Raw genomic sequence first — 12,238 nt, 5'->3', positions numbered from 1 at the left:
CACCAGAGGATCTGAACAGTTTGCTCATTCAGCCATAAGGCGGCGCTGGCAGTTCGGCCAGCAGGTTTTTCAGACCGTCACTCCACTGCCTGCGAATCTGCTGGTAATAGGCATCGTCGCTGGTAATGCGCTTGGGCGTCATGCTTTCCAGGCTGTTAGTGCGGTACACCAGCAAGTCCAGCGGCATGCCCACCGACAGGTTGCTGCGGATGGTGGAGTCGAACGAAATCAGGCCGCAGCGCAGCGCTTCATCAAGCGGCGTGCGGTAATCCAGGTTACGGTCCAGTATTGGCCTGCCGTACTTGCTTTCACCCAGCTGCAGGAACGGCGTATCCGGCGTGGCCTGGAAGAAGTTGCCTTGCGCGTAGACGTTGTAGATGGCCATGGGCCCACCGGCTATCTGGCCGCCGACAATGAATGAGCTGCTCAGGTCGATGTCGGCCGTCAGCTTGCTGCGGTCTCGGCTGACCACTTCACGCAGGGTGTCGGCAACCAGCACCGTTGCATCGTACAGCGTGGCAACGTTCTGCAGGTGGGGGCCGCTGCCTTGGGTGCGCTGGCGCAGCAGGTTCACCACCGATTGCGAGGTTGCCAGGTTGCCGGCGGTCTGCAGCACGATCAGCCGCTCGCCCGGTACGCTGAAGATGAACAATTTGGCAAAGGTGGAGATCTGGTCGATGCCGGCATTGGTGCGTGAGTCGCTGATGAAGACAAGCCCGTCCTCCAGGTGCATGGCGACACAGTAAGTCATGGGGTTTCCCTTGTGTTGCGTGTGGGGTGATCTTGCCGCAAACGCGCGGCAAGATCGGCCTGCAGCAAACCCGTCACTGGCGGTGCACGTGGACGCTGGCCTGCATCGCTTCGGCGCCACCGCCGCGGCGTACGCCCCTGACCGGGCAGGCGTCCAGGTAGTCCAGGCCCACTGCCAGTTTCAGGTGACGTTCTGGGCGTGTCAGGCGGTTGGTGATGTCGAAGCTGTACCAGGCCTGGTCAACCCAGGCTTCGGCCCAGGCATGGCTGGCCAGGTGCTGTTCGTCCTCGGTGCACAGGTAACCAGACACATAGCGTGCCGGTACCCCAAGGCTGCGGGCGCAGGCCAGGAAGGCGTGGGTGTGATCCTGGCACACACCGGCGCCACCGCTGAATGCTTCGATGGCCGTGGTGCCCACCGAAGTCGCCCCAGGGCTGTAGGGCATGTGCTCGGCCAGGCCTTGCATCAGCCCGATCAGCGCTGCCCGGTCGCGGTGGCTGCCGCATTGCCTGGCGGCAAATGCGATGAGCGCGCCATCGGCCTGGGTCAGGTGGCTGCCGCGCAGGAAGGGCAGGGGGGACTGCTGTTCGGCTTCGTGTTCGCAGTCCGGGTCGATCTCGACCTGGCCGCGGGCAGTCAGCGCCAGGTGGCCATGGGGTTTGTCCAGGGTCAGTACATGCAGGATGTTGCCATAGGGGTCGATCTGGCTCCTGACCTTGCAAGGCAGGTCCAGTTGCCAATCATTGATGCGCTGGCGTTCGCTGCTACGCGGGGTCAGGCGCAGAAACTGAATGCTGTTGCTCACATCGCTGGCGTAGCTGTAGGTGGTGTCGTGGCGGATGGACAGTTTCATACGACCTCCAGGTAGGAGTGATGGACGGCCTGGCCCAACTGGTTGATGCGGCCGATGAAGTCGCTCAGCCAAGGGTGGAGGCCTGCGTCGAGTATTTCGTCGATGGCGGTGTAGCGCAGGCGCGCGTTCAGCTCGGCGGCCATGCGTTGGGCGGCGCGGCCGCTGCTGCCCGGCAGGCCGGCCAGGATCAGGTCCAGCTCCTCGATGCAGGCATGCAGTGAACGCGGCACGTCCACCCTCAGCAACAGCAGCTCGGACACCGGCCGGGCACTGGGCGCGGCGCGGTAAAGCTCGTTGAAGGCTTCGTACGAGGTCAGCGCGCGCAGCAAGGCGCTCCACTGGTAGTAGCCGCGGGCGGAGCTGTCGCTGACCTCTTCGGAGGCCTCGCCGAACATTTCGTAGCGCGCATCGAGCAGGCGCAGGGTGTTGTCCGCGCGCTCCAGGAAGGTGCCCAGGCGAATGAAGCTGTAGGCGTCGTTGCGCATGATGGTGCCGGATGTCGCGCCGCGGAACAGGTGCGAGCGTTCCTTGACCCAGTCGCAGAACTGGCTGATGCCGTAGCGGCCAAGCCCATTGCTGGCGATGTTGCGCATTTCGATCCAGGTGGCGTTGATGTTCTCCCACATGTCGGCGGTGATCCGGCCACGCACCGCATGGGCGTTGGTCCTGGCGGCCTGCAGGCAGCAATAGATGCTGCTGGGGTTGGTCGCATCCAGGGCGAAGAAGTGCAGCATGCGCTCGGTGTCGAGCTCGGTGTGGCGGCGGATGTAGTCGTCCAGCGTGCCAGAAGCCAGCAGCGACATCGCCAGCTCGGCATGGCCGTCGCTACGCCCGGCCTGGGGCATCAGTGACAGCGAATAACTGACCTCAAGCATGCGCGCGAGGTTTTCTGCACGTTCCAGGTAGCGGGACATCCAGTACAGGTCGGAAGCGGTTCGCGAAAGCATGGTTCAGTCCTCCACCACCCAGGTGTCCTTGGTGCCGCCGCCCTGCGACGAGTTGACCACCAGCGAGCCTTCCTGCAAGGCCACGCGGGTCAGCCCGCCGGGCACCAGGCGGGTTTCGCTGCCCGACAGCACGAACGGGCGCAGGTCGATGTGGCGCGGCGCGATGCCGCTGTCGACGAAGGTGGGGCAGGTCGACAGGCACAAGGTGGGTTGCGCGATATAGGCATGCGGGCGGGCTTTGATACGCGCGCGGAAATCCTCGATCTGGGCGCTGGTCGATGCTGGCCCCACCAACATGCCATAGCCGCCGGAGCCCTGGGTTTCCTTGACCACCAGCTCGGGCAGGTGGGCCAGCACATGGGACAGGTCTGCGGGTTTGCGGCACTGCCAGGTCGGCACGTTGTTGAGGATCGGCTCTTCGCTCAGGTAGAAACGGATCATGTCGTCCACATACGGGTAGATCGACTTGTCGTCGGCCACGCCCGTGCCGACGGCGTTGGCCAGCACCACATTGCCGGCGCGGTAAACCGAGATAAGGCCCGGTACGCCCAGCGTCGAGTCAGGGTTGAAGGACAGCGGGTCGAGGTAGTCGTCGTCCAGCCGGCGGTAGATCACGTCCACCTGCTGGGGGCCGGCCGTGGTGCGCATGTAGACATGCTCGTCACGCACGAACAGGTCTGCACCTTCGACCAGCTCGATGCCCATTTCCCGGGCCAGGAACGCATGCTCGAAGTAGGCGCTGTTGAAACGGCCGGGGGTGAGCAGCACGGCAGTGGGGTTGTCCAGCGGGCTGGCGCTCTTGAGCGTGTCCAGCAGCAGGTTGGGGTAGTGGTCGATGGGCGCGATACGCTGGGCGGCAAACAGTTCGGGGAACAGGCGCATCATCATCTTGCGGTCTTCGAGCATGTAGCTGACGCCGCTGGGGGTCCGCAGGTTGTCTTCCAGCACGAAGTAGCTGCCATCGCCGTCACGCACCAGGTCGACACCGGCGATATGGGCATACAGCCCACGGTGCAGGTCCAGGCCCTGCATGGCGATCTGGTAGCCCTCGTTGGCCAGTACCTGCTCAGGCGGGATGATGCCGGCCTTGAGGATGCGCTGGTCGTGGTAGATGTCCTGCAGGAACAGGTTAAGGGCCTGCACTCGCTGGATACAGCCACGCTCGACCGTGCGCCACTCGCTGGCGCGGATGCTGCGCGGGATGATATCGAAGGGGATCAGGCGCTCGGTGTCCTGGCTATCGCCGTACAAAGTGAAGGTGATACCTGCACGGTGAAACAGCAGGTCGGCCTCGCGCCGGCGCTGTTCCAGCAGCTCCAGCGGGGTGTTGGCCAGCCAGCGGGCGAACTCCTGGTAATGCGGGCGGCAACTGCCGTTCGCTTCGTACATTTCATTGAAAAAAGCCCGGGACATACCCACTCCTTGCCGCCGTCGCCGGCAGCTCATTGCGTTTCTCTAGCGGTCTTCTGGGTGTGGCCTTGCTGGTTGATGGGCGCTGTGTCTCGTGTGAGCCTCTGTTGCGTTTGATTGCCTGTGCCTTGCGCACAAACAGCCTTTGCAATGACAGTGCCGAAAACGCTTGGCAGTGCCGGGAATGCGGGAAATGCGAGGGGCATTGCGGACCGGCGCTGTCGGGGGGCTCTGGCCGATGCATCAAAAAAGGGCGGTTTTGATCAGGGAGAGGGTATTGAACCGAGATGGGGCACGGGCCGGTGCCTGGCGGGGAAAAAAGGAAGTGTTCCGGGTGCATGTCTTGGGGTGTATGTGATGCGTATATCGAGCGCCGCGCGCGCGGCGCTCGATCGTACAGACGCTGAAAACCTCAACGCCCTCAAAGGCAGGCGTAAACCACCAGTTCCACCAGCATTTCTTCGCGGGCCAACCCTGCCACCACGATCGCCGCGCGGTTAGGGTAGGGGGCCTGGAAATAGTCGGTATACAGGCTGTTGACGGTAGCCAGGTATTTACGGTCGGTCACGTAGATCAGCACCTGGGTCACGGCATCCAGCGAGCTACCGGCGGCTTCCAGGGTATGGCGCAGGTTGTCCAGTGTCTGGCGGGCCTGCGCCTCGATGCCGCCTTCCACGACTTGCCCCTGTGCATCGATGGGTATCTGGGCGGTGTAGAGCGTGCCATTGCCCACCACTGCCCATTCCAGAGGGGCTCTGGAGGCGAACAGCTCGGTCTTGATTGCAGTTTTCATGGGGTGGTTTCCTGAGTGTTTAACCGCTTCAGTCAGCATCGCTGCCGCCGCCTGCGCCATGGCGGCGCGAGGTATCGGTGCTTTCGACGAGGATGTTTTCGGCCAGCTGCTTGAGCCGTTGCCAGGTGCGTTCGTTGACTGTAAAGCCTTGCTGCAAGGTGCTCTGCGCAGGGGCGCACGCCGGTGCGGTCTGGCCAGGCCGGCTGAACAGCACCGTGACGCTTTGCTCGGCCGCATCCATGGCGCCGGGCCGGCCTTCGCTGCGCAGGTCCGGGCGCTGGACGCCGGCGGTAAAGTCGGCCATGTGGCACTGACGGGCGTCCTCCCAGCGGGCTTGCACGTGCAGCCCCAGCACCGCTGCCCGGCTTAGGTACCCCAGCAGCAGCAAGCGGTTGTGGCAGTGCCGGATGCGCAGTTCGGCCTGACCACGGCGCATGGCCTTGGCTGCCGCCAGCTCCACCACTGTCGCAGCGCAGCGCAGCACGCTCTGGCCTTTGGCGTCGATTACCAGCAGGGCGCTATCCTCATGGCACAGGGTGTACGGCTGGGCAGCTTCGGCTTGCAGGTAGAGCAGGGCTTTTTCCAGCGCACCGACGCCATCCAGACCCTGCAGTTGCAGCCAGCCCACCAGCTCGGCGGCATCCTCGCAGTCGCCAGCGGCAAAGCCCATGCCTTCGAATGCCTTGCGGCACATCACCTGTATTTCGTTTAGCGATACGCGCATGGTCAAAGCTCCCCTTGCGGCATGACCGCAAAATTCCAGTCGTCTGCGAACGGCTGGCCGATGTCACTCACCAACGGTGCGCCTTGGAACAGGGTAATACGTACCCAGCGGCTGGACTTGGGGTCGAACTTGCCCGCGCCGAAAAACGCCAGTTTGCAGCGCAACAGGTGAATCGGCAGCATGTCCCGGGCCAACAGGTTGGCGCGGATTTCACCGTAGGCAGTCTGTGCCATGCCTTGCAGGCGGCGCACTGTGCCTTTGAACGCCGGTTGCGCGATCAGGAAGTGCGCGGTCAACGCCTGAGGCTCTAGCTGCAGGTGTTGCAGCAGCGCGGCATGGCACTGCTGGAGATTGCGGGCAATGCCCAGCTGCATTTCTTTGTCGGCCCCCGGTTCCTCGGCGCGCATGCCCAGGCGCGGCTCCTCTTTTTCGGCCGAGCGGTACCAGAAGAAGTGCTCGGCATCCACCGCACCGAAGTCGTAGCCCAGCGCCCAGCCGTACTGCTGCTCTATCAGCTGGCGCAGTTGCTCAAGGGGCATTTGGGCATCCAGCTGCCAGCTTTCGTTGACACCCATGTGCTCGGCCAGGGGCGTGACCTGCGCCGGGTACAGCTCCAGCAGCAAGCTTGCCAGCAGCTCCTGGCAGCCCACCCCGGTGTGCGCCTGCGCCCAGGCCTGCAAACGCGGCCAAAGGCCCTCGCCGGCGGCTTGCGCGTCTAGCCAGGTGGCCACCAACGCAAGCTCGGTCACGGTTTGCCGGTTCTGCTCATGCTGGCGCTGGTCTTCGGTCTGAGTCTGGATCACGTGCACGCGGGCCCGCGCCAGCAAGCCCTGCAGGCGCGCTAGCTGGTCAGGTTCGGCCGCCTGCGCCAACACCACGGCCAGTGCCGTTTCCCGCGTGTGGATCCAGCGTTCCACCAGTTGCGGGTGGTTGATCAGGAACGGTGCCATGCCCAGCCCGGTCGCGTTGCCGACCCCCAGGTAGCGTTGCAGGGCCGGCGCCAGTTGCACTGCCCGCTGTGGATCGAGTGCCTGGGCCATGTGGTTGATCTGCTCGATGCTGAAGTGGCGCAGCAGGTAGACCGTGAACATCTGCGCGCTGAACGGCTGGTTGAAGTCCGGGTTGTCTTGCAGGCAGCCAAAGTCGGCGATGCCGAACTTGCCGTTGCCGTAAACCGCAGTGGTGCGATACAGGTAGCCGACTTCAGCCAGTTGCTGTGGGTCGGGCTGGCGGCCTTGCGCCAGCGCCGTCAGAAACCGGTCGAAATTGCGCAAGCTACGGTTGGCCCGTGACAGCACCAGCACGCGGGCATCGAAGCGGCCAGCCTCCTGCAGCGGCACGTTGCGCTGCAGGTCGGCCAGTTGCGCCGCATCGACATCGCCATTGACCAGCACGAAGGTGACGTCCCACTGGTCGGCGATCACCCGGTCGCTGCGCTTTTCTGGCGGCAGGTAGGCCGAGAAGATCACGCAGTGGTAATGGCCATTCGGCGTGTCGATGCGGTAGATCGCGGTGCCGAAGCCTTGGCCGTCAAGGTCGAAGCAACAGCGCTGGATGCGCCAGTGTTGCTGCATCATCCGGCGCATGCTGCTGCGCACGAAGCTCAGCGGGCTCTGGAAGTGGCTGCCCAGCCGGGCCAGGTCCATGACCTGGCTGGCAGGGCGCAACACCGGTATTGCAGGCACGTTGGCGGACATTGTTGTTGTACCTGGATGGATCATGTTCAGACGCCTTGTTCGCGGGCCATGTGCCGGGCGATGCGCACTGCATCCCACAACGCTGGCAGGATCACCAGCGACACCGGCACTGCGGTAATGACAATGAAGGACTGCAGGGCCGTCACACCGCCTGCGCCGATGGTGATCAGTACCACCGCCGCCAGGCCCATGCCGATGGCCCAGAAACCGCACAGCCATTTCTTGGGTTTATCGTTGCTGGACATCGCCAGCGCCACGGTGAAGGCCATGGCGTCGCCATTGGTGGCCACCGAGATGAAGCTCAGGAACAGGAACAACGCGCTGATCAGGCCTCCCAGTGGCAGGTTCTGCGTCACCCCCAGCAGCAGGTCTTCGGGCTGGGCGCCATGGGCGGTGACGATGCCTGGCGTTTGCAGCTCCAGGCCGATACCGGTGCCGCCGACCACGGTGAACCAGAACATGGTCACCAGCGGCGCGATGATCGACAGTGTCATGATGATCTCGCGAATGGTGCGGCCGCGCGAGATCCGCGCGACGTACAGTGCCACCATAGGCGCGTAGCCGATGAACCAGCCCCAGTAGAACACCGTCCACCAGTCCAGCCACTTGGGGTCGGCGCGGAACATTGCCATCGGCAGGAAGTGTTCCACATGCAGGGCAAAGGCCGCCGGGAAACCGCCGAGGATGAACAGCGTCGGCCCGAACACCACCATGAACAGCGCCAGGCCGATCATCAGCCAGACGTTGATCTCGCTGACAAAGCGGATGCCTTTGAGGCCCACCAGGCACGAGACGGTGTACATGGCCGTGACCAGCACAATGGTCAGCGACTGGGTGACGATATCGTTAGGCAAGCCCCACACCGCATGCATGGCGCTGCTGATCTGCAGGCCGAGAAAGCCGATCGGGCCGATGGTGCCGGCCACCACGGCGATGATCGAGCTGGCGTCGGCCAGGGTGCCGATCGGGCCTTTGAGCGCCCGCTCGCCGAACAGCGGGTAAAGCAGGGTGCGCGGCGCCAGCGGCAGGCCTTTGTCGTAGTGCAGGTGCATCAGCACGATCGCCAGCAGGCTGCCCAGCACGGCCCAGGCCAGAAAGCCCCAGTGCACGAACGATTGCGCCAGTGCCGCGGTCGCTGCAGCTTCGCTGTGCGGTTGCAGGCCGGCGAAGAAGGGCGGCGGGCTGGCAAAGTGCATCAAGGGTTCGGCAGCGGCCCAGAAGGCACCGCCACCTGCCAGCAGGGCGCACATGATGACGGCGATCCAGTTGAAGGTGCTGATGTCGGGGCGTTGGGTAACGCCGCCCAGGCGTACGCGTCCGCTTCTGGAAAAGCCGATGAACAGGCTGACGGCGAAGGTTGCCAGCATCAGCACTTGCCAGTAGAGGCCAAAGAACCTGGTCGACCAGGCGAACAGCGTGTTGACCAGCGCCGACACGCTGTCGATATCAATCAGCGCCGCCAGCAGGAAGGCGCCGAGGAAGCCGCCGCTGATCAGGAACAATGGCCAGTCGATGTCGCGTGCCATTGGCAGGCCCATGGCCTGGCCTTCAGCCTGCAGGGTGGTTGGGTTTTTCATGAAGCCTCCGGAACCTGCGATTGTTGTTATTGTTGATGGTGTCCGTGCAAGGGGCTCAGGCCTGTGCCGTGGTGGCGGTTTCCAGCAGGCGCAACCAGTTCAGCCCCATGATGTTGGCCACGTCCTGTTCGGCAAAGCCACGGGCGCGCAGGCCCTGGGCGATGTTGCCGAAATCGCGGCTGTCGCGGAACCACTGCAAGGGCGCCGGCCAGTTGGCGTTGTCCTTGGAGCCTTCGCCGTAGTCCTTGTCCTTGCTCCAGCGGCCGTTGCGCATCCATTCCAGCACGGCCAGCGGTTGCGCCTGGCACAAGTCGGTGCCGATGCCGATATGCGCCACGCCCATCAGGTCGGCGGTGCGCGCGACCATGTCGCAGAAGCTTTCCAGGCTGCACTGCGAAGCACCCTTGAGGTGGAACGGGTAGGTGCTGAAGCCCAGCAGCCCACCTGATGCTGCGATCCCGCGCAGCACCGCATCGGACTTGTTGCGTTTGGCGGCGTGGAAGCTGGCCGGGTTGGCGTGGGAGATGATCACCGGTCGGCTGGACAGCTCGATCGCCTCCAGGGTGCTGCGCTCGGCGCTGTGGGACATGTCGATGAGCATGCCGACCCGGTTCATTTCGGCGATCACCTGGCGGCCAAAGCGGCTGATGCCGTTGTCTTCGCGCTCATAGCAGCCGCTGGCCAGCAGGCTCTGGTTGTTGTAGGTCAGTTGCATGACAAACACCCCGAGCTGGCGGAAGACCTCCACCAGGGCGATGTCGTCCTCGATCGGCGAGCAGTTCTGGAAACCGAAGAAAATCCCCACCCGGCCTTCCTCGTGCGCCAGGCGGATGTCGCTGGCCGTGCGCACCGGGCGGATCAGCTCGGGCCAGGTCTCGAAGCGGCGGTTCCATTCACCCAGGCGTGACAGGGTTTCGCGGGCGTTTTCGTGGTAGGCGATGGTGGCGTGTACCGCACTCAGGCCACCGGCCTGCATCTGCTGGAAAATTTCCGGGCTCCAGTTGGAGTACTGCAGGCCGTCGATCATCAAAAGGTCATGCATGGCGTGTACTCCTTCAGGGCCGCAGGTAGGTGGTCTTGACCACGGTGTAGAAGTCACGGGCGTACTGGCCCTGCTCCCGTGGGCCGAAACTCGAAGCTTTGCGGCCGCCGAACGGCACGTGGTAGTCGGTACCGGCGGTCGGGAGATTGACCATCACGCAGCCGGTCTGGGCACGGCGCTTGAAGTGGCTGGCGTGGCGCAGCGACTGGGTGATGATGCCGGCGGTAAGGCCGTATTCGGTGTCGTTGAGCGTGGCCAGCGCCTCTTCGAAGTCACGTACGCGGATCACGCAGGCGATGGGGCCGAACACCTCCTCGCGGTTGATGCGCATGTCGTTGCGGCTGTCGATGAACAGCGCCGGGCGCATGTAGTAGCCGTCGCTCTCCAGTTGCAGGCGTTCGCCACCTTCGATCAGGGTGGCGCCTTCGGCCTGCGCCAGCTGCAGATAGGCCAGGTTCTGTTCCAGCTGGCGCGCGTCGGCAACCGGGCCGATCTGCACGCCGGCCTCCAGGGCATGGCCGACCTTGAGCTGGCGCATGCGCTGGCGCAGGGCCTCGACGAAACGGTCGTGGATGGCGTCGCACACGATCAGCCGTGAAGACGCGGTGCACTTCTGCCCGGTGCCGAAGAAGGCGCCGTTGAGGGCGCATTCCACGGCCAGTTCGAGGTCGGCGTCATCCATGACCACCAAGGCATTCTTGCTGCCCATTTCCAGCTGGCAGCGCACCAGGTTACCTGCGGTGGCGACCGCCACGCGCCGGCCAGTCTGCAGCGAACCGGTGAACGTCAGGGCATCGATGTCAGCGGACTGCACCAGCGCCTCGCCGACGTCGGCGCCGCTGCCCATCACCAGGTTGAAGGTGCCGCTGGGCAGGCTCTGGCGGCTGATGATCTCGGTGAGTGCCCAGGCGCTGGCCGGCACCAGGTTGGCCGGCTTGAACACCACGGCGTTGCCGAAGGCCAGGGCCGGGGCGATTTTCCAGGCGGCGGTGGCCATGGGGAAGTTCCACGGGGTAATGATGCCCACCACACCCACCGGTTCGCGATGCACTTCGATGTCGATCCCGGCGCGCACCGAGGCGGCGGTCTCGCCCATCTGGCGCAGTACTTCGGCGGCGTAGTAATGGAAGAACTGGCCGCTGCGGTTGACCTCGCCGATGCCTTCGGCCAGGGGCTTGCCTTCTTCTCGCGAGAGCAGCTCGCCGAGCTCCTGCTTGCGCGCAATCAGTTCATCGCCGATGGCCATCAGCACTTGCTGGCGGGCTTCCAGGCCGCTGGCGGCCCACAGGGGCTGTGCGGCACGGGCGGCCTGGATGGCCTGGCGGACCTGTTCGGCGCTGGCCTGCTGATACTGCCCGATCAGGTCGCCGGTGTCCGAGGGGCTGTAGTTGCCCAGGGTGGTGTGGCCTTCGCACCACTGGCCATCAATGTAGTTGTTGTAGGGCTTGTGTGACATGGATGAACGCCTCTGTTTGCATGGCATTCATGATGCGAGCAATATGCAGCAAATAAAAATTAATAAAAAAAATGCTTTGATAAGGAATGCTAACCATGTTGCCCGAGCTGAAGATCGCCCAGTTGCGCTACTTCGTACTGGTCGCTGAACTCAAGAGCTTCCATGCGGCCGCCCGACAGGCCTTTCGCACCCAGCCGGCGATATCCCTGGCCGTGCGTGAGCTGGAGCAAAAGCTGGGGCAGGCACTGGTCGAGAAGGGTGGGGGGCGGGTAGAGCTGACGCCATTCGGCGAGCATTGCCTGCCGTTGTTTCGCGGCTTGATCGAGCACCATGACCGCATTGCCCGTGAAGCCACGCTGCTTGCCCGGCATGAAATCGGCCAGGTCAGCATCGCCACCGTGCCTTCAGTGGCCAGCCGCATGCTGCCAGGGCCGCTGGCCCGCTTCGTGGCCGCGCACCCGAACGTACAGGTCAGCATCCAGGATGGCACGGCCGAACGTGTGCAGCAGTTGCTGGCCCAAGGGCAGGTGGATTTCGGCATCAGCAGCCTGTGGGTGGACGATGAGCAGCTCGAATTCGCCCCGATCGTGAATGATCAGGTGGGCGTCGTGTGCCGCAGTGACCACCCGTTGGCGCAGGCGGGTGATGCCCTGCACTGGGCGCAGTTGCAGGGCGAGCCGATGATTCGCAATGGCACCTCGCAACTGCTGGCCGGCACCGAGGCCGAGGGGTTGCTGACGCACAGCCGGCTGTTCATTTCCAACATGATTTCGTTGATCGCCATGCTGGAGGAGGGGGTGGGGATCAGCACGCTGCCGTACCTCGCCTTTCCGCAGGAGAACGAAAAGCTGGCGTTCGTACCGCTTGTGGAGCCCAAGGTCGAGCGGCATATCGGCATGCTCACCCGCAAGGGGCGCAGCTTGTCACCTGCGGCAGGGGCATTGATGGCGTTTCTGCAGGTGCAGCTGGCCCAATCCGGCTGAGCCTG

Annotated in this window: 11 protein-coding genes; 1 reads left to right on the top strand and 10 read right to left on the bottom strand. The window is 64.1% G+C overall.

Annotated elements, in window-relative coordinates; all coding sequences use genetic code 11:
• Positions 1-28 precede the first annotated feature (28 nt).
• The 10 genes from LU684_RS04130 to LU684_RS04085 all read right to left on the bottom strand — a co-directional run bounded on the left by LU684_RS04130 (position 29) and on the right by LU684_RS04085 (position 11,250).
• Complete coding sequence (locus LU684_RS04130) at positions 29-751, bottom strand: peptidase (RefSeq protein ID WP_016486195.1); 723 nt, start codon at positions 749-751, stop codon at positions 29-31.
• Between the two features lie 73 nt (positions 752-824).
• Entirely contained in the window at positions 825-1,604 is a 780-nt protein-coding gene (locus LU684_RS04125; protein ID WP_023049127.1) for a transglutaminase family protein, read from the bottom strand.
• A complete protein-coding gene (locus LU684_RS04120; protein ID WP_016486197.1) occupies positions 1,601-2,551 on the bottom strand; it encodes an alpha-E domain-containing protein in 951 nt (316 codons plus the stop codon). The genes LU684_RS04125 and LU684_RS04120 overlap by 4 nt, the downstream gene beginning before the upstream one ends.
• A gap of 3 nt (positions 2,552-2,554) precedes the next feature.
• The gene (locus LU684_RS04115; RefSeq protein ID WP_016486198.1) at positions 2,555-3,964 is read right to left on the bottom strand and encodes a circularly permuted type 2 ATP-grasp protein; all 1,410 of its coding nucleotides are present in this window, start codon (positions 3,962-3,964) and stop codon (positions 2,555-2,557) included.
• 418 nt (positions 3,965-4,382) lie between these two features.
• A complete protein-coding gene (locus LU684_RS04110; protein WP_016486199.1) occupies positions 4,383-4,754 on the bottom strand; it encodes a RidA family protein in 372 nt (123 codons plus the stop codon).
• A 28-nt stretch (positions 4,755-4,782) separates the two neighbouring features.
• Positions 4,783-5,478, bottom strand: a complete 696-nt coding sequence (locus LU684_RS04105) for a DUF3726 domain-containing protein (protein ID WP_016486200.1) — start codon at positions 5,476-5,478, stop codon at positions 4,783-4,785.
• A gap of 2 nt (positions 5,479-5,480) precedes the next feature.
• A complete protein-coding gene (locus tag LU684_RS04100; RefSeq protein WP_232894165.1) occupies positions 5,481-7,175 on the bottom strand; it encodes a hypothetical protein in 1,695 nt (564 codons plus the stop codon).
• Between the two features lie 26 nt (positions 7,176-7,201).
• Positions 7,202-8,752: a BCCT family transporter gene (locus LU684_RS04095; RefSeq protein ID WP_016486202.1), complete on the bottom strand. Its 1,551-nt coding sequence runs from the start codon at positions 8,750-8,752 to the stop codon at positions 7,202-7,204.
• Between the two features lie 55 nt (positions 8,753-8,807).
• Positions 8,808-9,794, bottom strand: coding sequence for a dipeptidase (locus tag LU684_RS04090; protein ID WP_016486203.1), 987 nt, complete (start codon positions 9,792-9,794; stop codon positions 8,808-8,810).
• A 13-nt stretch (positions 9,795-9,807) separates the two neighbouring features.
• Positions 9,808-11,250, bottom strand: coding sequence for an aldehyde dehydrogenase family protein (locus LU684_RS04085; RefSeq protein WP_016486204.1), 1,443 nt, complete (start codon positions 11,248-11,250; stop codon positions 9,808-9,810).
• A gap of 95 nt (positions 11,251-11,345) precedes the next feature.
• On the opposite strand from LU684_RS04085, the gene LU684_RS04080 reads away from it, so the two are divergent.
• A complete protein-coding gene (locus LU684_RS04080) occupies positions 11,346-12,233 on the top strand; it encodes a LysR substrate-binding domain-containing protein (RefSeq protein ID WP_060516747.1) in 888 nt (295 codons plus the stop codon).
• Positions 12,234-12,238: the final 5 nt, after the last annotated feature.

The organism is Pseudomonas sp. NMI542_15, from assembly GCF_021283425.1.
In the GTDB taxonomy this organism is placed as follows: domain Bacteria; phylum Pseudomonadota; class Gammaproteobacteria; order Pseudomonadales; family Pseudomonadaceae; genus Aquipseudomonas; species Aquipseudomonas fortuita.
The sequence above is the reverse complement of the archived record's forward strand: the minus strand, read 5'-3'. Positions and strand labels throughout refer to the sequence as shown.

Bases quoted from the DNA above. Each gene is read 5' to 3' on its own strand.
- LU684_RS04130 (WP_016486195.1), bottom strand. From the start codon at position 751: ATGACTTACTGTGTCGCCATGCACCTGGAGGACGGGCTTGTCTTCATC.
- LU684_RS04115 (WP_016486198.1), bottom strand. From the start codon at position 3,964: ATGTCCCGGGCTTTTTTCAATGAAATGTACGAAGCGAACGGCAGTTGC.
- LU684_RS04110 (WP_016486199.1), bottom strand. From the start codon at position 4,754: ATGAAAACTGCAATCAAGACCGAGCTGTTCGCCTCCAGAGCCCCTCTG.
- LU684_RS04105 (WP_016486200.1), bottom strand. From the start codon at position 5,478: ATGCGCGTATCGCTAAACGAAATACAGGTGATGTGCCGCAAGGCATTC.
- LU684_RS04120 (WP_016486197.1), bottom strand. From the start codon at position 2,551: ATGCTTTCGCGAACCGCTTCCGACCTGTACTGGATGTCCCGCTACCTG.
- LU684_RS04095 (WP_016486202.1), bottom strand. From the start codon at position 8,752: ATGAAAAACCCAACCACCCTGCAGGCTGAAGGCCAGGCCATGGGCCTG.
- LU684_RS04090 (WP_016486203.1), bottom strand. From the start codon at position 9,794: ATGCATGACCTTTTGATGATCGACGGCCTGCAGTACTCCAACTGGAGC.
- LU684_RS04100 (WP_232894165.1), bottom strand. From the start codon at position 7,175: ATGTCCGCCAACGTGCCTGCAATACCGGTGTTGCGCCCTGCCAGCCAG.
- LU684_RS04085 (WP_016486204.1), bottom strand. From the start codon at position 11,250: ATGTCACACAAGCCCTACAACAACTACATTGATGGCCAGTGGTGCGAA.
- LU684_RS04080 (WP_060516747.1), top strand. From the start codon at position 11,346: ATGTTGCCCGAGCTGAAGATCGCCCAGTTGCGCTACTTCGTACTGGTC.
- LU684_RS04125 (WP_023049127.1), bottom strand. From the start codon at position 1,604: ATGAAACTGTCCATCCGCCACGACACCACCTACAGCTACGCCAGCGAT.